Below are 21,125 nucleotides of genomic sequence, written 5' to 3'. Positions count from 1 at the left end.
CTGGGGCTGTGGCCGCAAAATGACGGAAGCTACCAACACCATCAACCGCTCCCCGAGGGTGGTGCTGGTGGCCACCCCCTTCGACACGAGTTTCATCAAGACGCCCGAGGGCGGCATTCCCACGGCCGTGCTGTACCGCTATCACGCCCACTGGTACGGCTCGGACCCGGACGGCAAGGTGATCGGCTACTCGGTCATCGTCACCGACACCAACGCGGTCCCGGGCATCTCGGACTTCCAGGACCCGAGCCACTTCACCACGCGCACGGACAGCATCTTCACGTTCACGGTCACCGCGAACACGCAGCGCTACCCGCACACGCTGTGGGTCACCGCCGTGGACGACAAGTTCAAGGCGGACTTCAACCCCGCCCACGTGATCCTGAATGCCGAGGACCGCTACCTGCCGGAGCCGGTGCTGGACGAGTCCTACGCGATCACACCCGGGGGCGCGCACATCCAGCTGGCGGACGCCAGCCGCAACACCAACATCGCTCCCCGGGACACCATCCCGCTGGGCAGCTCGGTGCACTTCAAGTGGCATGCCGCGCCCAAGCGCAATCCGTTCCAGGCCGAGGTGGTGGGTTTCAAGGTGCGCATCGGGGCCAGCTACGTCTTCACCACCGACACCAGCATCACCTACCCGGCCGACAAGCTGCTGCCGGGTCGCAACGAGTTCCACATCCGCGGGGTGGACGCGGTGCTCGGCGAGACCGGGGCCGGAGGCGCGCCCGACACGCTGCGGGTGTTCTCGTACAACTTCGCGCCGGGCACCTGGTTCACCGACCCCAACACGCTGGCCCTGCCGGCGGAGCTGCGGCCCATCCAGCGCCGTTTCCAGGAGGTCCGGGACGGGAAGGTGTACGCGCACACCGACGGCGACACCATTTCGCGCCGCAGCGACATCCGGATCGCCTTTGGTGGCTGGGACCGCGACGGTCAGATCCGGGGCTTCTCGGTCCAGGTGAAGAACAGCCTCATGGGTGGCGGCGGCTCGCAGCCCCCGCCCACGCCCTCCACGCCGCCCTCGGGCTCCATCGAGGTGTTCGAGCCGTACCTGCACGCGCCGTTCGAGTTCAAGTCCTCCGCCGAGAACTTCCGCGCCGGCGTGCGAAGCTTCATCGTGCGCGGCTTCGACTACCAGGGCCAGGTGGACCCGAAGGGCTCCAAGATCACCGTGGTGTGCGGGTTCCGCCCGTTCTTCAAGGCGCCGCTGGTCAAGCTCACCTACGGGCCGAACCAGCGGTTCCCGTTCACCCTGCCGGACACCCTGGTCGTGGACAGCGTGTACGTGGGGCAGAGCCTCACCTGCGTCGCCCTGGGCTTCGACGGCAACGACCCCACGGGAAACACCCCGATCAGCGGCAGCGGGTACGGGGCGGAATACACCTTCACCCTGGACCCCGAGTCCGCCACCCCGGTGACCTACACCCTGGCCAGCTCCGTATCACCGGCTTTCTCCGTTCCGTCCACCGCGGGCCTGCACATCCTCGAGGTCACAGTGAACGACTTCCTCAGCGGGCAGCTCCCTGCGGATGGGCGGCAGGCCAAGCTCCGGATCCCCTTCTTCGTGAAGAGCAAGCGGTAGGTTTCAATGGGAGTCTTGGACATGCGAATTCGGAACATTGCGCTGGCGCTCGGAGTCCTGGTCCTCGCGGGGATCGCGCCGGGCTGCGGAAAGAAGGCGTTCGAGGGGCTGCTGGGAGCCAACAAGGTTCCGGCGGTGCAGATCACCTGCGGGGCGGTCAACTCCGACCGCACCAACCCCCTGACCCAGCCCTTCTCCATCCACTTCTGCTGGTCCGCGTTTGACCCGGACGGCTTCGTGGACCACTACGAGTACTGCTCCAGCCCTGCGGACACCGGTCTCGCGGACCGCGCCAGGTGGAAGACCACCAAGCTGCACGAGGTCACGCTCCAGTTCCCGGTGGACAGCCTGGCCATTCCCGTCGGCGATTCCCTGGCGCCCCGCAATCCCATCTTCCTTGGCGGGGCCGAGTTCTTCATCCGCGCGGTGGACAACGAGGGCGGCCTGTCCCCCTGGGAAGTGCGCTACTTCAACGCCCTGACCGTGGCACCCACCACGGCGCTGGACTTCCCCAACGGCGAGTTCGGGGTGGTCGGGCCCAGCATGACCGCGCGCTGGCACGGCCAGGACCTGGACGCCACCGACCCGAAGCGCCTCCCGGTCCGTTTCCACATCTTCTTCAAGGACATCACGCCCCGGCCGCAGGTGATTGACGTGGCGGGCGCCGACGCGCTCATCCGCGCGACCATGAACGAGCCGCCGGCACCCGGGCGCAACTTCTACGTGGGCGGGGACACCACCAGCTACACCTTCAAGCTGACTTCGGGGCACACGTACCTCCTCGTGGTGAAGTCCATTGACGAGGCGGGCGCCGAGGACCCGGTCCCGACCCCCCTGGTGGACAAGCCGGGCGAGGAGCGCAGGCAGAAGGTCAACTACTTCTCGATCGGGCGCAACGTGGCGATCTTCACCTCGCTGCCCACGGCGGCGCGGCCCACCCTGCAGCTCTTCGCCGGGTCCCAGGGAAAGTCCTTCAGCGGTCTCGACCTGTCGAACCCGCTCTCAGTGCAGGTCCCGCCCAACGTGGACCTGAGCTTCGTGTGGGGCGCCACGGCCAGCGGCTACGGCGGCAAGGTCGCGAACTACCGCTACGCGCTGGACATTGACGACCCGACCGCCACTTCGCCCACGGTGACGCAGAAGGGCGGGTTCGTGTGGACCTCGCCGGACGAGCGGTCCACTTCGGCCATCATCAGCGGGTTCCCCGACAAGGGGATCCACTACTTCTACGTGCAGGTCTTCGACGACGCCGGTTCCTCGAGCATCGGCGTGGTCCAGATCGAGGTGATCCCGGTCACGTTCGACCGCCCGCTCCTGTTCGTCCTGGACAACACCACGCTGCCGCTGGACAACGTGAACGGGCCGGGCCTGTCCGGGGTGGAGCAGGAGCAGTTCTGGCGGGACGTCCTGGAGACGGACCGCTACTGGGTTGACTTCCGCACCAATGCCGCCGGCGAATGCCGGCCGGTGGCCCAGGGCGATTCGGTGATCCTGAACCTGGGTACCAACCGGCTCCGGTTCGGGATCTCGCTGTCCACGCTCTCGCACTACAAGGTCATCGTGTGGCAGGTGCCGCTGCCCACGCCGGGGGCCGGCTTCGACTACGCCCTGCGGCAGCTGGTCACCAGCACCACCATCTCGAACAACCTGTACACCTGGCTGCAGGCGGGCGGTTGCATCTGGGGCAGCGGTGGCGGGTTCGCCAAGTGGCTGATGGGGCAGAAGGGCGCGGGCGCCATCGGCTCGTACCCCTTCATACCGCAGGACGCCAACGTGGAGGACAACAACCACTTCATCGTGGACGTGCTGGGGATCCACGGGCCGGACACCATGTTCACCACGGACGGCTCCGGCAGGGCGGGCACGGACTTCGACGTGCGCATGCGGGGCATGGACCCGTGGCCGGTGCCGTTCATCCGGCAGACCGCCTTCGGGGAGGAGCGCCGCACCCTGCCGGCCATGACGTTTGACGTGGGCCGGGTCGTCGCGCTGCCCACCAACCGGTGGAATCCCCTCACCACGCTGATGCCGTACCCGTCCACGAACGAGTGCATGCGGGACTTCCCGACCCAGTACCGCCCGGCCTTCCCGGAGTCCTCCACATGGCAGCCGATCGGGCTGTACCGTTCGCTGGGCCGGCGCGCCCAGGTGAACTACGTGGCGCGCCAGACCTCCATGTGGGTGGACAGCTCGGTGTGCGCCTGGTACAAGCTCGGCACCACGCTCACCACGGGCAGCTCCGCGAAGGTGAGCGCGCCCTACCAGCTCTACTACTTCGGCTTCGAGCTCCCGCTGATGCACCGGGAAGAGGTGCGCCAGGTGGCGGACATCGTGCTCTCCACCAAGGGCTGGAACATCTGGCGCGGGGCGTGCCCGCCCCAGGGCACGCAACTCACGCTGGAGCGCAACAACGAGTTGAACGCGAACGCCGCAAGGATCCCGGAGCTCCGCCGCCTCCAGTCCGGCCCGGCCCGGCTCTCGGCGACCGCGGATGCCGCCAAGAACAGGAGACGCTGAGCGATGCCTTCCCCGATTCCCGTGAAGACCCGGCTGCTGGCGGCGCTCCTGTGGTGCGCCCTGGCGGCCGCGGCCGTGCCGGCCGCGGCGCAAACCGGGTGGCCGAACCTGAACGTGCGCGGGTTCGCGCTGAGGCCGCTTTTCGCGGGCGACGTGCTGGACACCAGCGTCGCCTCCATGCGGAACTACGACCAGAACGCGTTCCTGATGTGGGACCGCGACACCTCGATGGAGAGGCAGCGGGCCGACTTCGGCGGCTACAGCGTCTACCGGTCCATCGGGCCGGACACCGCGAACATGGTGCTGTTGCGCCGCTACGTGCTGCGCCCGGCCCGCACCTTCGGCAATTCGGTGCGCAACCCGGACAACGGCTCCACCAGCCGCCTGTGGACGTTTCGCGACGACCGGCTGCCGGGCGTGGGCCTGTTCATCGACCCCGACAGCGTCCTTAGCTTCGACCGCATCCCGCTGTTTTCCGGGTTCCGGAACGGCCTGCCGCAGTTCGACACCTCGTACGTGCGCAGCACGCTGGCGGGCCCGAAGAACGGGTTCGACTACTTCTACGCCGTGACCATCTGCGACACCACCGAGAACGGCGAGGACCTGACGCCGCGCGGCGCGAACATGGTGGGGCCGGTGCGGCCCACCGGGGCGCCCGTGAAGGACGACCTGGACCAGGTGCGGGTGGTCCCCAACCCGTACACCTTCCGGGCGGACTGGGACGTGGTAGGGCGGCGCAAGATTCGTTTCACCAACCTTCCCGTGCACGTGAAGATCGAGATCTACACGGCCGACGGCGCGCTGTTGCGCACGCTGGAGCACAACAGCGCCTCCGACAACGGGGAGGACTGGGACGTGAAGAACGGCCAGGGGCAGGAGGTGGGCTCCGGCATCTATCTCTACCGCCTGGAGACGCTCGATGGCCGGGGCCGGAGCCGCGTGAGCCGCTTCACGATCATCCGCTGATCGCCCGGTCCAACCGAACTTGTGACGAGGTCCAAGGAGGGCGCCACCGCTGGTGGCGCCTTCCGCGTGACCGTTCGCGCTGGCCGCCGCGCCCCGCCCGGGGCGCCGAACCGCGAGGTGACCTTCATGCAGACGCGCAACTTCATCGGCGGGAAGTGGGTGGACTCCCACACCGGCCGCAATTTCGAGAACCGCAATCCCGCCGACCACGATGAAATCGTGGGGACCTACCCGTCCTCCGACGCGAAGGACGTGGGCCGCGCCGTGGATGCCGCCGCGAAGGCGTTCCGCTCCTGGCGTCTGGTGCCCGCCCCCAAGCGCGGCGAGCTGCTGCTGAAGGTGGGCGAGGTGCTGCGCGCGCGCAAGGAGGAGCTGGCGCGCGTCATGACGCGGGAGATGGGCAAGGTGATCAAGGAGACCCGCGGCGACGTGCAGGAGGGCATTGATACCGCCTTCTACGCCTCCGGCGAGGGCCGCCGCCTGTTCGGGCAGACCACCCATTGCGAGCTGCCCAACAAGACCGGCTACTCGATCCGCCAGCCCGTGGGTGTGGCCGGGCTCATCACGCCGTGGAACTTCCCGATGGCCATCGCCACCTGGAAGATGTTCCCGGCGCTGGTGTGCGGCAACACCGTGGTCCTCAAGCCCGCCAGCGACACCCCCGCCAGCGCCACGCTGCTGGTGGAGTCGCTGGAGCAGGCCGGGGTCCCCGAGGGCGTGGTGAACCTGGTCCATGGCAGCGGCTCCGAGGTGGGCACCCCCATGGTCAGCCACCCGGAGATCAAGGTCCTGAGCTTCACCGGCTCCACCGAGGTGGGCAAGCAGATCGCCGCGCAGTGCGGCACCACGCTCAAGCGCTGCTCGCTGGAGCTGGGCGGGAAGAACGCGCAGATCGTGATGGACGACGCCGACCTGGACCTGGCGCTCGAGGGCGCCCTGTGGGGCGCATTCGGCACCACCGGCCAGCGCTGCACCGCCACCAGCCGGCTGATCCTGCACGAGAAGATCGCCAAGGAGTTCACCGAGCGGCTGGTGGAGCGCGCGAAGAAGCTGAAGCTGGGCGACGGCCTGGATGAGACCGTGGACGTGGGGCCGGTGGTGAACGCCGGCCGCATTCCCGCCATCGGTGCCTACGTGGACATCGGCCGCAAAGAGGGCGCGCGACTGCTGCTGGGCGGCGCCGCCGCGCGCGAGGGCGCGCTGGCGAAGGGGCACTTCTTCCAGCCCACCATCTTCGACCAGGTGAAGCCCGGCATGCGCATCGCCCTGGAGGAGATCTTCGGCCCGGTCCTGAGCATCCTCACCTGCCGCTCGGGGGAGGAGGCGGTGGAGATCCTCAACGGGACCATGTACGGACTGAGCTCTTCCATCTACACTCGGGACGTGAACCTGGCGCAGCGCGCCATCCGCGACATCGAGGCCGGGATCGTGTACGTGAACGGGCCCACCATCGGCGCGGAAGTGCACCTGCCCTTCGGTGGCGTCAAGGAGACCGGCAACGGTCACCGCGAGGCCGGCACCGCGGTGCTGGACGTGTTCAGCGAGTGGAAGACCGTGTACATCGACTACAGCGGCAGGCTGCAGAAAGCCCAGATCGACGCATGACCCTGTCCTTCCCCAACCCAGCCCGGCCCGGCGCCTGCGGCGCGCGGCGCTGGATGCAGTGGCGGCCCCCCGACGCGCGGCGGTGATCGCTTCGTGCGGATCCCGCACGTCCCCGTCGTCCCGCGGCGGGCGCGCCCCGTTGCCGCGGCTGGCCGAGTTCCTCCCTGAAGGGGGTCGTCGTCATGACCGGTTCCACCCCGTTGATCAAGGGCCGCCTTCCCGGCCCGAAGGCGCGCGCCTGGCTGGCGCGTGACCACCGCAGTCTCTCCCCGTCGTATACCCGCAGCTATCCCATGGTCGTCGAGCGCGGCAAGGGCGCCTGGCTGTGGGACGTGGACGGCAACAAGTTCCTGGACATGAACGCCGGCATCGCCGTGTGCGCCACCGGCCACGCCCACCCGAAGGTGGTGCGCGCGATCCAGCAGCAGGCTGCGAAGTTCCTCCACATGTCGGGCACCGACTTCTACTACGGGCCCGAGATCCAGGTGGCGGAGCGGCTCGCGAAGCTGAGCCCCACGCGCGGCCCGGCGCGAACCTACCTGTGCAATTCGGGCACGGAGGCCGTGGAGAGCGCCATCAAGCTGGCGCGCTTCAAGACCCGCCGCCCGCTGCTGCTGGGCTTCCTGGGCGCATTTCACGGCCGCACCCTGGGCGCCCTGGCGCTCACCGCCAGCAAGGCCACCCAGCGCCGCGGTTTCGCGCCGCTCACGCCGCAGGCGGTGCACGTACCCTACGCCAACTGCCGCCGCTGCGTGTTCAACCTCAAGTTCCCGGCGTGCCAGTTCGCGTGCGTCAAGTTCATCGAGCAGGAGATCTTCCGCACCGTCCTGCCGCCGGAGGACTGCGCCGCGATGGTGGTCGAGCCCATCCAGGGCGAGGGCGGCTACGTGGTGCCGCCCCCCGGCTACTTCCAGGAGCTGCGCAAGCTGTGCGACAAGTACGGCATCCTGCTGGTGCTGGACGAGGTCCAGGCCGGCATGGGCCGCACCGGGAAGTGGTGGGCCATCCAGCACTGGGGCGTGAAGCCGGACATCATCACCGTGGCCAAGGGCATTGCTTCGGGCATGCCGCTCGCGGCCATGCTGGCGCCGGCCTCGCTCATGGACTGGCCCCCGGGATCGCACGGCAACACCTTCGGCGGCAACCCGGTGTGCTGCGCGGCCTCGCTGGCCACGCTGGACCTGATCGAGGGCGGGCTGATGAAGAACGCCGAGCGCCGCGGGGTGGAGCTCATGGAGGGCCTCAAGGAGCTGGAGGCCCGGCACCGCAGCATCGGCTGGGTGCAGGGCCGCGGCCTGATGGTGGGCGTGGAGATCGTCAAGGACCGCAGCGGCATGGCCGGCGACGGGAAGATGCGCGACGAGCTGGTGGAGCGCGCCTTCCGCAAGGGCATGCTGCTGCTCGGCTCCGGGCCCAACTCGATCCGCTTCGCGCCGCCCCTGGTCATCACGCGCGACGAGATCGCCACCTCGCTCTCCATCTTCGACGAGGTGCTCACCGCCGCGGAGAAGAAGAAGACCCGGTGAACGGCAGGCACGGACAGGAGGGGCGCCCCGGTGGGCGCCCCTCTGCCGCAACAATCGACCCGCGCGTCCTGGAAGTCACCCGTGGCGCCCTCGTGGAGAGCCGCCACGTGGTCCACGCCGCCGCCAGCGACGGCGCTCGCCTGATCGCCACCTTCGGCGACCCGCACCGCGTAACCTACTACCGCTCCGCCTCCAAGGTGTTCCAGGCCTTCCCGCTGGTGGAATCCGGCGCCGCCGATCACTTCGGCCTGGGCCCGCGCGAGCTGGCCATCGCGTGCGGCTCGCACAGCGGCACCGCCCTCCACGTGGCCACCGTGCTGGACATGCTCTCCCGCGCCGGCCTGGGCGTGGAGCATCTGCAGTGCGGCACGCACGCCCCGACCGATGCGGCCGCCGCGCGCGAGCTGGCCGACAGCGGCCGCAAGCCCACCGCCGCCTGCCACAACTGTTCCGGGAAGCATGCGGGAATGCTGCTGGCCACCCGCTTTCGCGGCTGGCCGGTGGAGACCTACCTGGACCCGGAGCATCCGCACCAGGTGGAGATCCGCCGCATCGTCGCCGATTACGCCGGAATGGGCCCCGGGGACGTGGCGGTGGCCGTGGACGGCTGCAGCGCACCGGTCTTCGCCGTGCCGCTGCTGTCCATGGCGCACAGCTACGCGCGCTTCATCCGCGGCCTGGGTCCCGACGGCGCTCCCTCCGCCACCGTCGCGCGACTGCTGGACGCCGTGCGCGCGGAGCCGGACATGGTGGGTGGGCCCGGCAAGCTGGACACCGAGTTCATGCGCGCGTCGGGGGGTGGGTACATCGTGAAGATCGGGGCCGAGGCGGTGTACTGCGTGGGTCACGTGCCCACCGGGCGAGGCCTGGCCTTCAAGGTGGAGGACGGCAACATGCGCGCGGTTCCGGCCGCGCTGTTCGATCTGCTGGGCGCGCTGGGCTGGCCCATCCCGGCCGGGCTGGAACGGTTTGCACGGCCGGAAGTGCGGAACTTCAGGGATCGGGTGGTAGGGGAAATCCGGGGCGCCGGCGGGGCCTGAGCGGGGATCGCCGTACCCGGGAGAGGGTGCCGAGGTTTGGTCGAAGAAGTCCTGGCACTGGCACCCCGCCCGAGTCCGGCAGGGAATCTGCCTCCATAGGTGGGGCGCGGCCACTCCTGATACACCGTTTCCAGTCCGGAATGGCCCGCCCCTTGAAAATACCGCAAGTTCCTGCTATAATTGCATTTTCTGGGGGCTTCCCCAGCCCCCCGGTCGCCCGCCCCAACGGGCGGGCCAGGACGATGAGGAAACCCATGCTTCGACTTCGGATCCTGGCCGTAGCCGCACTTGCCTGCCTCGCCCTCGTGCCGGTTCCTTCGCGCATCCTGGCCGCGGCTCCCGCTCCCTTCAGTGCCCGCCTGCAGGAAGCCGCCGGCCGTCCACGGGGCGGCGAGATCCACGCCTGGGTGTACTTCCGCGACAAGGGCCTGGCCACGCCCGCCGAGCGCGCCGAGGCGCTGCGCCGCGCGGAGAGTGAGTTGCCGGACCGCACGCTGTGGCGCCGCGCCAAGATCATGACCGGCCCGGTGGTGGACGACATGGACCTGCCGGTGTCCGGGCGCCACGTGCGCGAGGTGCGCGCGACCGGCGCGCGCCAGCGCCAGGTGAGCCGCTGGTTCAACTCCATGAGCGTCTCGGCCACCCCGGCGCAGCTGCGCGCCATCGCCGCGCTGCCATGCGTGGACCGGCTGGACGTGGTGGAGAGCTACCGCCGGGGCGACGTGGCCGAGGGCGCTCCGGACATTCCCGCCAACGGCTGGTCGCCCGTGGGCCCGGGTGCCTTCTCCCCGGTTCGTCCCGCCGCGCCCGCCGCGGGTGCCGTGATCGACTCCACCCAGTACGGCGTGACCTGGAAGCAGCTCAACCTGCACCAGATCCCGAAGCTGCACGACGCCGGCTTCCACGGCGAGGGCGTCCTGATCTGCATGCTGGACTCCGGCTTCCGCACCACGCACTCGGCGTTCAACTACCCCGGCCATGTGCTGCAGGTGGCCCACTCGCGCGACTTCATCCACGGCGACACCGTGGTGGCCAACGAGGCGGGGCAGGACTCCGCCGGGCAGGACTCGCACGGCACGTACTGCCTGAGCCTCATCGGCGGCTACTACCCGGGCCGCTACCTGGGTGCCGCGTACAACGCGCGCTTCATCCTGGGCAAGACCGAGTGGGTGCCCACCGAGACGCCGATCGAGGAGGACCACTGGCTGGCCGGCGTGGAGTGGGCCGACTCGCTGGGGGCGGACCTGATCAGCAGCTCGCTGGGCTACAGCACCTACGACACCACTTCCATCCCGCCCCTCGCCATCTACGCGCAGATGGACGGCCGCACGCGCGTCTCGTCGCGGGCCGCCAACTACGCCGCCGCCCGCGGGATCGTGTGCATCACCGCCATGGGCAACGACGGCGGGGCGATCTACCCTTCCAACAAGGTCATCGCCCCGGCCGACGGGTTCAACGTGGTCAGCGCGGGGGCCACCGACTCGCTGGGCGTGCGTTCCAGCTACAGCTGCTTCGGACCCACCTGGGACCGGCGCATCAAGCCCGAGGTGATGGCACGCGGCACCCGCGACTGGGTGGTGAGCGTCAGCAGCGACCTATCCTACTTCGGCACGGGCAGCGGCACTTCGTTCGCCACGCCCATCACCGCCGGAGCCGTGGCGCTGGTGCTGCAGAAGAACCCCGGCTACAACCCGCTTCAAGTACTGGACGCGCTGCGCCAGACTGCCTCGCACCCGGCCAGCCCGGACACCGTCACCGGCTACGGACTGCTGCGCGCCTACGATGCCGCCAGCTTCGTCAGCACCTCGGTGGACTCCGGCGGCGGCGTGCGTAACCTGCCCGGCCTGAGCCTGGCGATGTCCCAGAACCAGCCCAACCCGTTCCGCGGGAACACGCGGATCGACTACTCCGTCTCCGGCGTGGCCGGTGAGCAGCGGGTGCGCCTGCGGGTGTTCGATCCCGCCGGCCGCCTGGTGGCCACGCTCAAGGACGGCGACGCCGCCCCCGGCACGCACCAGGCTGCCTGGGACGGTCGCCACGCCGACGGCCGGCCCGCGGGCACGGGGCTCTATTTCTACCGCCTGGAGTCCGGCACTCTGAGCGTCACCCGGCGCCTGGTGCTGTTCCGCTAATCCGCCGCCCGCCGCGGCGCCGCGAGGCCGCCTTGATCGCCTTTCGCACAGCCATGCTGGTGGCGGCCCTGTGGACGAGCGGGGCCGCCGCCTCGCCCGCGCTCCGCCTGGGTTTCGGCGTGTCCACCGCCACCGTGCCCCAGCGCGCCTACGAGCCCCGGGACACCGCCGGCGTGGGGCTGTACATGAACCTCGACACGCTCACCGCGCGTCTCGAGGGCGTGGAGTTCTACATCGCCTACGACTGCACCACCGACGCCGCCTGCCAGGTGAGCCGCTCCGTGGACGTGGTCAACTTCGAGCCCGACCGCAGCCTCATCGGCAACGTCTCCCAGCTCCTGTGCGACGAGGAATGCGCCTGCTCCAAGTGCCAGTCCCGCAGCCACTACTACCTCCACATCCGAACCGACCGACTGAGCACCGTTCCCCGGCTGGCCCGCCTGGGCACCTTGCACGTGAGGACCAGCCGCCCCGCGCGCACCGCCGAACTGCGCCTGCCCCTGGCCCGGCTGTGGGTGTTCCTCGATGCCCGGCCGGCCGTGCGCGGGATCGACGTCGCGCCCGCGAGCACCTCCGCCCGGTTCGGGGGGGTGATGCCCGACGGGCAGACGCGGTGGGGCGCGCTCAGGCGTATCTACCGATAGTACAGTCGGTTACACCACAGCCCGGAGCCGACCCTGCGGGCGATTTGCCGGTGACACCCCAACGGTCTACAATTCCGAACCGTAAACGTTTCCATGCCAGAGTGGTTCTGGGGAGGAAGAAGGGGGAGACATGTCCCAACAGAGCATCTATTTCTTCGGGGAAGGCACCGCCGACGGCGACGGATCCATGAAGGACCTTCTCGGCGGCAAGGGTGCCGGCCTCGCAGAAATGTCCCGCGCCGGCGTTCCGGTCCCGCCCGGCTTCACCATCGTCACCCGCATCTGCAACGAGTACTACGCCAACGGCATGAAGGTCGGCGACGACTTCCAGGCCGGGCAGGACGCCGCCCTCGAGCGCCTCGAGCGCGTGATGGGCAAGAAGCTCGGCGACGCGGACGACCCGCTGCTGGTGTCGGTCCGCTCGGGTGCCAAGTTCTCCATGCCCGGCATGATGGACACCATCCTGAACCTGGGCCTCAACGACCGTTCGGTCGAGGGCCTGTCGCGCCGCACCTCCAACCCGCGCTTCGCGTGGGACTGTTACCGGCGCTTCGTCCAGATGTTCAGCAGCGTGGTGTTCGACATGAACAAGTCCGAGTTCGAGCACGTGATCGGCGCGCTGAAGAAGAAGCGCCGGATCCAGCTGGACACCGACTTCACCGTGGACGACCTCAAGCAGCTGGTGCAGGAGTTCAAGGCGCTGGTGCAGAAGCGGCGCGGCGGGCAGTTCCCGCAGGACCCGCGCGACCAGCTGAACCGCGCCCGCAACGCCGTGTTCCGCTCCTGGAACGGCGAGCGTGCGGTGTACTACCGCCGCAAGGAGCGCATCTCCGACGACCTGGGCACCGCCGTCAACGTGCAGGCCATGGTGTTCGGGAACCTGGGCGTTACCTCCGCCACGGGCGTGGGCTTCACCCGCAACCCGTCCACCGGCGAGAACGTGTTCTACGGCGAGTACCTGATCAACGCGCAGGGCGAGGACGTGGTGGCCGGTGTGCGCACCCCCGAGCCCATCAGCGTGGCCGGCAAGAACCCCAAGAAGCCCGGCCAGAAAGCCCTGGAAGAGACTCTTCCCGAGGCCTACCGCCAGCTGGTGGAGATCACCCGCCGCCTGGAGAAGCACTACCGCGACATCCAGGACTTCGAGTTCACCATCCAGGAGAACAAGCTCTTCATGCTCCAGACCCGCACCGGCAAGCGCACCGGCGCGGCGGCGGTGAAGATCGCCGTGGACATGGTCAAGGAAGGCCTGATTTCCGATGAGGAGGCCGTGCTGCGCGTGGAGCCGGAACAGCTGAACCAGCTCCTGCACCGGCAGTTCGATCCCAAGGCCTCGCTGGATCCGATCGCGCAGGGGCTGGCGGCATCGCCGGGCGCCGCGGTGGGCGAGGCGGTGTTCACCGCCGAGGCCGCCGTGGAGCGCGCGGGCGCGGGCCACAAGGTGATCCTGGTGCGCAACGAGACGGTGCCCGACGACATCCACGGCATGGACGTCTCGCAGGGCATCCTGACCGCCACCGGCGGCATGACCTCGCACGCGGCCGTGGTGGCGCGCGGCATGGGCAAGTGCTGCGTCGTGGGCTGCGGCGCGCTGGACGTGGACGAGAAGGGCCGCTGCTTCAAGGTGGGCAAGGTGCTGGTGAAGGAAGGCGAGTTCATCAGCCTCAACGGCAACACCGGCCAGGTGATCCTGGGCGCTGCCAAGACGGTGGATCCGGAGCTCACCGGCGAGTTCGCGCTGTTCATGGAGATCGTGAACAAGATCCGCCGGCTGAAGGTGCGGGCCAACGCCGACGTGCCGCGCGACGCGCAGACCGCCCGGCGCTTCGGCGCCGAGGGCATCGGCCTGTGCCGCACCGAGCACATGTTCTTCGACAGCGACCGGCTGCCGTGGGTGGTGCAGATGATCCTGGCCGCCCCGAAGACCAAGGAACTCGAGTACCAGGTGCTCAACCTGCAGCGCGAGATCGAGAAGTCCGAGGGCCCGCGCGCCGCGAGCCTGAAGCGGGACATGCTCGCGCTCAAGAAGGAACTGGCGGCCCCCAGGAAGCAGTACGACGAGGCGCTCGCGAAGCTGCTCCCGTTCCAGCGCAAGGACTTCCTGGGCCTGTTCAAGGCGATGGGCGACTACCCGGTCACCATCCGCACCCTGGACCCGCCGCTGCACGAGTTCCTGCCCAAGCGCGAGGAGCTGCTGGCCGGCGACGCCGCCGCGGTGGCGTTCGCCAGCGTGAATCTCAAGCCCGCCGTGGTGAAGGCCCGCCTCTTGAAGGAGTTCGCGGCGCTGAAGGCGAAGGCGAAGAAGAAGGCCCTCCCGGCCGCCGGCGTGGCGCGCCTGCGCGTGCTGGAGCGCGCGCTGGAGCTGCTGGGCAAGGCCGGCGAGTCCGCCAAGCTGCTGCGGCGGGTCGAGGAGCTGCACGAGTTCAACCCCATGCTGGGACACCGCGGCTGCCGCCTCGGGCTCACCTACCCGGAGATCACCGCCATGCAGGCGCGCGCGATCTTCGAGGCCGCCTGCCAGGTGGCCAAGGACGGTCGCAAGATCGTCCCCGAGGTGATGATCCCGCTGGTCAGCACCGTGGAAGAGTTCCGCATGCAGAAGCAGGTGGTGGACCGGGTGGCCGCGGAAGTCATGAAGAAGACCGGCTTCCAGGTGCCCTACCTGGTCGGCACCATGATCGAGATCCCGCGCGCGGCGCTGACCGCGGGCCAGATCGCGGCCGAGGCGCAGTTCTTCTCCTTCGGCACCAACGACCTCACGCAGATGACCTTCGGGTTCTCGCGCGACGACGCCGGCAAGTTCCTGCCGTTCTACGTGCGCGAGAAAATCCTGCCCGGTGACCCGTTCGAGTCGCTGGACCAGGTGGGCGTGGGCCGGCTGGTGAAAATGGCCGTGGAGGAAGGCCGCGCGGCCCGCAGGGACCTCAAGGTGGGCATCTGCGGCGAGCACGGCGGCGACCCCGAGTCGGTGATCTTCTGTCACAAGACCGGGCTCGACTACGTGAGCTGCTCGCCGTACCGCGTCCCGCTGGCCCTGCTGGCGGCCGCACACGCGGTGCTGCGCGGGAAGTCGGTCGCCCGGAGCGACCAGCGCTAGCACGGCAGTCCCGGCTGGAAACGGATGCGGTGGCGGAGGGGTCGCATGCCCTCCGCCACCGCTTCGTGCATCCGGAAGTTCCACGAGGCAGCCGCCCGGGCGGGCCGCGCTGGCGACCGTGCCTTCCTGTCCGGCCGGTCGTGGCGTCCCGCGCGGGCGAAGGGGGAGGGCCGGGACATGACATCGGTGGCGGTGCTGATCCCCGCACTCAACGAGGAAGGCACCATCGCGAGGGTGATCGCAGCGCTGCCCCCGGGCCGCGTGCGCGAGGTGGTGGTGGTGGACAACGGCTCCACCGACGGCACCGCGGCTGCCGCCCGCGCCGCCGGCGCCACGGTGCTCTCCGAGCCCCGTCGCGGCTACGGGCGGGCGTGCTGGACCGGCATCCAGCACCTGGTGGCGAACCCCCCCGAAGTGCTGGTCTTCCTGGACGGCGACCTCTCGGACGAGCCCGGCGAGCTGGCCCGCCTGCTCGAGCCCATCGAGGCCGGGCGGGCTGACCTGGTGATCGGCTCCCGCGTGCGCGGCAACCCCGAACCGGGCTCCCTGAGCCCGGTGCAGGCCTTCGGCAACGCCCTGGCCACCGCCTGGATCGGCCTCTTCCACGGCTACCGCTACACCGACCTGGGGCCCTTCCGCGCCATCCGCTTCCCGGCCCTGCTGGCCCTGGGGATGCGCGACCGCAGCTTCGGCTGGACCGTGGAAATGCAGGTGCTGACGCTGCGGATGGGGCTCGGGGTGGAGGAGGTGCCGGTGAGCTACCGCCGGCGCCGCGCGGGGGTCTCCAAGGTCTCGGGCAGTCTGGCCGGCAGCTTCCACGCGGGGCGGGTGATCCTGTGGACACTGCTGGCGGCGGGTCTGCGAGGGCTGCCCCGGGGCCGCCCGGGGGCCGAGTAGGACCTCCCCGCCGGCCCGGTTGAATCCCGCGCCGGGTTGGGGGATACTCACCCAATTCCCACGCCGAAGCCCCCCGGCGCCTGCGACCGCAGCGCGTCGAAGCGGGGCCGGGGCGGGGTCCGAGGGACTCGGAACACCTATGTTCGTCGAGGAATACCTCAAGGACGTGCGCGCCGCCGGCTACAGCCGGGCGGCCTGGGCCACCTACGTGCGACGGGTCGGCGCGCTGGTGCGGGAGCGGGTGTGGAACAACCCGCAGGCCACCCGCTCGGTGCTCACCGTGGGCACCGGGATGTTCGTCCTGCACGTGCTCGCCTCGGTGGCGCTGTCCTTTTCTCCGGGTCCGGGCTTCGCGGTGGCCTACCTGCGCGCCTCCGCCCTCGCCACGCTCACCGCCACCCTGCTGTGCCTGGCCCACCTGGCCCTGGTCCGAACCCCCGAGGGCGTGGCCTGCTCGCGCCTGAGCGCCGCCGACTGGCTGACCCTGCTGCGCGCCACCATGGCCCCCGGGGTGCTGATGTTCGCCTCCACCGGCCAGTGGAGCCTGGCGCTGGGCTGGGTGGTATTCGGCGGCCTCACGGACGTCGTGGACGGGCTCCTGGCGCGGGCCATGGGCGGCACCCTGCTGGGGCGCGTGCTGGACCCGGTCGTGGACATCCTCTTCAACCTCTGCATGATCGTGGGGTTGCACCAGGGCGGCCTCCTGCCCGCCTGGGTGCTGGCGCTGGTGCTGGTTCGCTACGGCCTGCTGGTGTTCGGGGCGCTCTACATCTACGTGGCGCGCGGGCCGGTGCGCATCCAGCCCACGGCCTTCGGGAAGGCCTCCGGCGTGCTCATCTACGCACTCGTGGGCACCCACCTGCTGATCGCTGCCGGCGGGAGCGCGGAGACCACCGCGCGCGTGGCGCAGCTCCTGGAAACGGCCATCGGCTTCCTGACCGCCGCCGCCGTGGTGCAGGTGGGGGTCATGGGCTGGTACAACGTGAAGCTGACCGGGGTCAAGACCGCCCCGCCGCGGGTGATGGCGGACGTGGAATTCAAGCCGCCGCGCCGGAGGGACCCGTGACGGCGCTCTCCGGGGACCTGTCGGTGTTCCCGCCCGCGGACGTGCTCCAGTTCCTGGGCTACACCCGCTCGGCGGGCGCGCTGGAGCTCAGCAACGGAGGGGCGGCGGCGCGCGTCTATCTTGAGGAGGGCCGCATCAGCGCGGTGGAGGCCGACGTGGACCGGCCGCGGCTCGGGGACCTGTTGAGGGCCACCGGGCGCGTGACCGGGGCGGCCGTGGAATCCGCGGCCCTGCGTGCGCTGGCCGCGGGACGGCCGCTGGGGGAGGTGCTGGTGGAATCCGGGGAGGTCGCCCCGGACACCCTGGCCGAAGTGCTCCAGGATCAGCTGCTGGCCGTGCTGAGCCGGCTGCTGGCGTGGGAGCACGGCACGTTCCAGTTCCGCCCGGGCGTGGCCGCGCGCGGGCCGCGCTACCCGGACCGCCCGCCGCTGGACCGGCTGCTGTTCGAGAGCCTTCGCCGGCTCGACGAAGAAACCGAATCCCTGGGGAGGGTGAGGCCGTGAGGCGCGAGCTCCACGTGGACATCGAACTGCTCGAAGCGCCGATCGCCGTCCTGCGGATCCGCGGGGCGGTGGACTCCGAGAACGCCGTGGAGATCCAGAAGGCCCTCGACTCCACCCTGGACCGCGGGCACGACCACCTGGCCCTGGAGCTCTCCGGGCTCGATTTCATGAGCACCGCCGGCTGGGGCGCGCTGGTGGGCACCCTGCGCCGCGTGCGCACCCGCCGGGGCTGCATCCACCTGTCCGGGCTCACCCGCGACGTCGCGGACGTCTACGGTCTGCTGGAGTTCGATCAGTTGATGCCGTGCCACCCCGATCTCGATGAAGCGCTGGCCGCCATCCGGGCCGGCGCGACGCTGTGACCGCCATCCCGCTCGCCCTCTCGTTCTCCACCGGCTCCTCGCTGCTGTGGCTCCTCCCCGCGCTGGCCATCGCCGTGGGGCTGGCGGTGTGGGCCTATCCCCCCGGTGACACTCCGCTTTCCCCCGGCTGGCGGCGCGCGCTGCGGGCGCTGCGCGGGGCCGGCTGGCTGCTGGTATTTCTCGTGATGCTGGGCCCGGTGGTGCGCTGGCCCGAGCTGGCCTCGGGGCGCTTCCGCGTGGTGATCCTGGAAGACCGCTCCCTGAGCATGGACCTGGCGTCCGGGCCGGGTGGAGCGCCAACCCGCGCGCAGGCCGCGTCGCGGGCCGCCTCGGCGCTGCGCCGCGCGCTGGGCGGGCGGTTCGACGTGGTGGAGCGCGGGTTCGCGCGCGCGCTGGCGGAGAGCGCGGCGGTCGGCGGGCCGGCGTTCCGCGGCGCCACGGCGCTGGGCGACGTGCTGGCCGCCTCGGGCGGTCTGAGCGGCGGTCGCCCCGCGGTGATCGTGGCGCTGAGCGACGGCGCGGTGACGCAGGGCCAGGAGCCCTGGTCCGGCGCCGAGCGGCTGGGCCTGCCGGTGATCACGGTGCTGGCCGCCGACTCCGCCGCCGAGCCCGACGCCGCGCTGCGCGAGGTGGCCGCCAACGCCACCGCCTACGTGCGCCGCCCCACTCCCGTGCGCGTCACGGTGCGCTGCCGCGGTCTGGCGGGGCGGGCGGCCTCCGTGGAGCTGCGCGAGGCGGGCCGCACGCTGGCCCGCCAGGATGTCCGCCTGCCGCGCGCGGGTGAGACCGAGTTGAGCTTCACCGTGACCCCCGAGACTCCGGGCGTGCACTTCTACGACGTGATCCTCTCGCCCGTGCCGGGCGAACTGACCGCGCTCAACAACCGCCGCCTCTTCGCGCTGGAAGTGCTCGCCGACAAGGCGCGCGTGGTGCTGTTGCAGGGCGCCCCCAGCTTCGATTTCTCGTTCCTGCGCCGCTCGCTCGAGGAGGAGCCGGACCTGGCGCCTGAATTCTGGATGGCCGGGCCCGGGGGTGGCTACGTGCGGCCCGGCGGAGGCGAGAGTGTGACGCCCGCGGGCCTGGCCACGCGCCTCAACGGCGCGGCGGTGATCGTCCTGGGCGACCTGCAGGGAGCCCCCGGAGCTCCGGCGGTGCTCTCCGCCGTGGCTGCCCGCGTGCGTGCGGGCGCCGGGCTGTGGGCCTATGGAGGCGGTTCGGGACTGCGATCCTACACCGGCACGCCGGTGTCGCCGCTGCTGCCATTCGCGGTGGAGGGCGAGGCCGAGGCCGGCACCGCGGCGCTGGCTCCCGAGCCCGCCCCCGAATCGCGCGGCGACGCGTTGTTCGGCGAGGACGGCTCCGATCCCGCCCAGCTGGCGCGCTGGGCCGACCTGCCGCCGGCCGCCGGCGTGCACCCGCTGTCGCTGCGGCCCGGCGCGAAGCGCATTCTCCAGTCCCCGCGCGGTGCGGCGGTGATCGGCGCCACGCTGCGACCCGCGAGCGGCGGGCGCGTGTTCGCCCTGAACGCCGGACAGCTGTACCGCTGGACCTTCACCGCGCAGGGCGCGCCGGGGGGGAGCGACGTGTTCCCGGCTTTCTTGTCCCGCGTGTGGCGCTGGCTCAACGAGCCCGGCGCGGGCCCCGCGCTCAGCGTGCGGCCGTCGCGGCGCGTGGTGGAGCTGGGGGAGGCGCTGGAGGTGGAAGTGACGGGCCAGGCCGCGGGCGACCGCGTGAGCCTGGAGGCCGTGGGCGAAGACGGCCGCGCCACGGCGATGCCCGTGGAGCCGATGCCGGAAGGCGGCGCGCGCGCCTCCGCCGCGCTGGAGCCCGGCCGCTACCGGCTGGTGGCCCGGGCGATGCGCGCCGGGCGCGAGGCCGCCCGGGCGCAGGCCGAGGCCGCCGTGGAGCCCACCGGCGAGGAGTGGATCGAGAGCGCCCCGGACGGCCCCGCGCTGCGCCGCACCGCGCAGGCCGGGGGCGCGGAGTTCTTCAGCGCCGCCGACTCGGTCGGGCTGGCCCGGGCCGTGGAGCGGGAGAGCCGCCGACCGAGGGGCTCGCGCGAGCTGGCGCTGCACCGGGAATGGTGGCCCTACGCGCTGGCGCTGCTGCTGTTCGGGACCGAGTGGTGGGTGCGGCGGCGGAGGGGGTTGCCCTAGGGGTGCGCCCACGCGGTCTTCGCCGCGGACGATTCAATCCACCGGCTCATGGGCCCCGCTTCGACGGGGCGCTGCTATTTCAGGAAGAGGACCACCACGCCCGCCACCGACACCAGCGAGCCCAGCACGATCCGCCCGGTGATCTTCTCGTGGTGGAACTTCGACGAAATCAGGATGGTGAGCACCGGGTAGAACGCGGTGATGGAGGCTGCCACGCCCGCGGAGGTGTGCTTCAGCGCCACCAGCGAGAGCGTCACACCCAGGAAGGGGCCGAAGAACGCGCCGGCGGCCATGGTGAGTGCGGCGGTGCGGTCGCGCAGGCCGCGCACGGACTGCACCACGTCGCGGCCGAACAGCGCCAGGATCCACACCGCCACGGTGGCCGCCAGCACGCGGATCACGGTGGCCGAGAGCGGGTCCAGCCCCTCGCGCAGCGCCAGCTTCGAGATCACGTAGCCCACCGCCTGGCCCAGTCCCGAGAGCACCCCGGCGACCACGCCCACGAACACCGAGCCCTCGGCGTGGCGCCTCTCCTCGTGCATCCTCCCTTGCACCACCCACGCCACGCCGCCCAGCGTGAGCGCCATGCCCACCAATGCAAGCGGCCCCAGCGTTTCGCCCAGCACCGGCCACGCGATCAGGGCGGTGAACACCGGCGCGAGCGAGGAGATGAGCGCCGCCTTGCCCGGGCCCAGGATCACCAGCGAGCGGAAGTAGAAGCTGTCGCCGAACACGAAGCCCACCAGCCCGCTGAGTGCGAGCCAGCCGACCTGGGAGGGAGTGGCCCACAGCGGCAGGGGCGAGCCCCTGACCACGGTGAGCGAGAGCGTGAGCAGTACCGCCGCCGCCGTGATCCGAAGGCGGTTCAGGTGCCACGAGCCCAGGCGCTTCCCGGCGGCGGCGAAGAAGTTGGAGCCGCAGGCCCAGCAGATGGCGGTGCCCAGGGCGGCGATTTCTCCGGCGTAGTGCAGTGCGGCCTCCCGTGTTGTTAAGGGGGGAGTGTAACACGATTGCGGACGCATCTAC

Annotated in this window: 15 protein-coding genes; 14 read left to right on the top strand and 1 reads right to left on the bottom strand. The window is 70.7% G+C overall.

What is annotated here, in order from left to right; translation table 11 throughout:
- Positions 1–19: 19 nt before the first annotated feature.
- The 14 genes from HZB25_02150 to HZB25_02085 all read left to right on the top strand — a co-directional run bounded on the left by HZB25_02150 (position 20) and on the right by HZB25_02085 (position 20,099).
- Positions 20–1,588, top strand: coding sequence for a hypothetical protein (locus HZB25_02150; GenBank protein ID MBI5836023.1), 1,569 nt, complete (start codon positions 20–22; stop codon positions 1,586–1,588).
- A 21-nt stretch (positions 1,589–1,609) separates the two neighbouring features.
- Positions 1,610–4,105 carry a hypothetical protein gene (locus HZB25_02145; GenBank protein ID MBI5836022.1) on the top strand — a complete coding sequence of 832 codons (2,496 nt, stop codon included), beginning with the start codon at positions 1,610–1,612 and terminating at the stop codon, positions 4,103–4,105.
- Between the two features lie 3 nt (positions 4,106–4,108).
- A complete protein-coding gene (locus HZB25_02140; GenBank protein MBI5836021.1) occupies positions 4,109–5,071 on the top strand; it encodes a hypothetical protein in 963 nt (320 codons plus the stop codon).
- A gap of 126 nt (positions 5,072–5,197) precedes the next feature.
- On the top strand, positions 5,198–6,676 hold the full coding sequence (locus HZB25_02135) for an aldehyde dehydrogenase family protein (protein MBI5836020.1): 1,479 nt from the start codon (positions 5,198–5,200) through the stop codon (positions 6,674–6,676).
- A 182-nt stretch (positions 6,677–6,858) separates the two neighbouring features.
- Positions 6,859–8,202: an acetyl ornithine aminotransferase family protein gene (locus HZB25_02130; protein ID MBI5836019.1), complete on the top strand. Its 1,344-nt coding sequence runs from the start codon at positions 6,859–6,861 to the stop codon at positions 8,200–8,202.
- A gap of 53 nt (positions 8,203–8,255) precedes the next feature.
- Entirely contained in the window at positions 8,256–9,242 is a 987-nt protein-coding gene (locus HZB25_02125; GenBank protein ID MBI5836018.1) for an asparaginase, read from the top strand.
- Positions 9,243–9,496: 254 nt separating this feature from the next.
- Positions 9,497–11,374, top strand: coding sequence for a S8 family serine peptidase (locus HZB25_02120; protein ID MBI5836017.1), 1,878 nt, complete (start codon positions 9,497–9,499; stop codon positions 11,372–11,374).
- 32 nt (positions 11,375–11,406) lie between these two features.
- A complete protein-coding gene (locus HZB25_02115) occupies positions 11,407–12,018 on the top strand; it encodes a hypothetical protein (GenBank protein ID MBI5836016.1) in 612 nt (203 codons plus the stop codon).
- Between the two features lie 130 nt (positions 12,019–12,148).
- Positions 12,149–15,115: a pyruvate, phosphate dikinase gene (locus tag HZB25_02110; GenBank protein ID MBI5836015.1), complete on the top strand. Its 2,967-nt coding sequence runs from the start codon at positions 12,149–12,151 to the stop codon at positions 15,113–15,115.
- Between the two features lie 177 nt (positions 15,116–15,292).
- Positions 15,293–16,012 (top strand): glycosyltransferase family 2 protein, encoded by a 720-nt coding sequence (locus HZB25_02105; GenBank protein MBI5836014.1) that lies wholly within the window; start codon positions 15,293–15,295, stop codon positions 16,010–16,012.
- Between the two features lie 139 nt (positions 16,013–16,151).
- Positions 16,152–17,078: a CDP-alcohol phosphatidyltransferase family protein gene (locus tag HZB25_02100; protein MBI5836013.1), complete on the top strand. Its 927-nt coding sequence runs from the start codon at positions 16,152–16,154 to the stop codon at positions 17,076–17,078.
- Positions 17,075–17,581: a DUF4388 domain-containing protein gene (locus HZB25_02095; GenBank protein ID MBI5836012.1), complete on the top strand. Its 507-nt coding sequence runs from the start codon at positions 17,075–17,077 to the stop codon at positions 17,579–17,581. The genes HZB25_02100 and HZB25_02095 overlap by 4 nt, the downstream gene beginning before the upstream one ends.
- On the top strand, positions 17,578–17,943 hold the full coding sequence (locus HZB25_02090; GenBank protein MBI5836011.1) for an STAS domain-containing protein: 366 nt from the start codon (positions 17,578–17,580) through the stop codon (positions 17,941–17,943). Before HZB25_02095 ends, HZB25_02090 begins: the two co-directional genes overlap by 4 nt.
- Positions 17,940–20,099 carry a hypothetical protein gene (locus tag HZB25_02085; protein ID MBI5836010.1) on the top strand — a complete coding sequence of 720 codons (2,160 nt, stop codon included), beginning with the start codon at positions 17,940–17,942 and terminating at the stop codon, positions 20,097–20,099. Before HZB25_02090 ends, HZB25_02085 begins: the two co-directional genes overlap by 4 nt.
- A 74-nt stretch (positions 20,100–20,173) precedes the next feature.
- Here HZB25_02085 and HZB25_02080 read toward each other — a convergent pair whose 3' ends face one another.
- Positions 20,174–21,121 (bottom strand): DMT family transporter, encoded by a 948-nt coding sequence (locus HZB25_02080; GenBank protein MBI5836009.1) that lies wholly within the window; start codon positions 21,119–21,121, stop codon positions 20,174–20,176.
- Positions 21,122–21,125 lie beyond the last annotated feature (4 nt).

The sequence above is a fragment of the Candidatus Eisenbacteria bacterium genome (assembly GCA_016235265.1).
Taxonomy (GTDB): Bacteria; Eisenbacteria; RBG-16-71-46; order RBG-16-71-46; family JACRLI01; genus JACRLI01.
Note: the sequence above shows the minus strand (reverse complement) of the source record. Positions and strands in the feature narration are given on the sequence as shown.

What these genes read in the sequence shown, in the direction of transcription:
- HZB25_02105 (MBI5836014.1), top strand. Translation starts at nt 15,293, where the DNA reads ATGACATCGGTGGCGGTGCTGATCCCCGCACTCAACGAGGAAGGCACC.
- HZB25_02110 (MBI5836015.1), top strand. Translation starts at nt 12,149, where the DNA reads ATGTCCCAACAGAGCATCTATTTCTTCGGGGAAGGCACCGCCGACGGC.
- HZB25_02135 (MBI5836020.1), top strand. Translation starts at nt 5,198, where the DNA reads ATGCAGACGCGCAACTTCATCGGCGGGAAGTGGGTGGACTCCCACACC.
- HZB25_02130 (MBI5836019.1), top strand. Translation starts at nt 6,859, where the DNA reads ATGACCGGTTCCACCCCGTTGATCAAGGGCCGCCTTCCCGGCCCGAAG.
- HZB25_02100 (MBI5836013.1), top strand. Translation starts at nt 16,152, where the DNA reads ATGTTCGTCGAGGAATACCTCAAGGACGTGCGCGCCGCCGGCTACAGC.
- HZB25_02120 (MBI5836017.1), top strand. Translation starts at nt 9,497, where the DNA reads ATGCTTCGACTTCGGATCCTGGCCGTAGCCGCACTTGCCTGCCTCGCC.
- HZB25_02080 (MBI5836009.1), bottom strand. Translation starts at nt 21,121, where the DNA reads ATGCGTCCGCAATCGTGTTACACTCCCCCCTTAACAACACGGGAGGCC.
- HZB25_02140 (MBI5836021.1), top strand. Translation starts at nt 4,109, where the DNA reads ATGCCTTCCCCGATTCCCGTGAAGACCCGGCTGCTGGCGGCGCTCCTG.
- HZB25_02150 (MBI5836023.1), top strand. Translation starts at nt 20, where the DNA reads ATGACGGAAGCTACCAACACCATCAACCGCTCCCCGAGGGTGGTGCTG.
- HZB25_02145 (MBI5836022.1), top strand. Translation starts at nt 1,610, where the DNA reads ATGCGAATTCGGAACATTGCGCTGGCGCTCGGAGTCCTGGTCCTCGCG.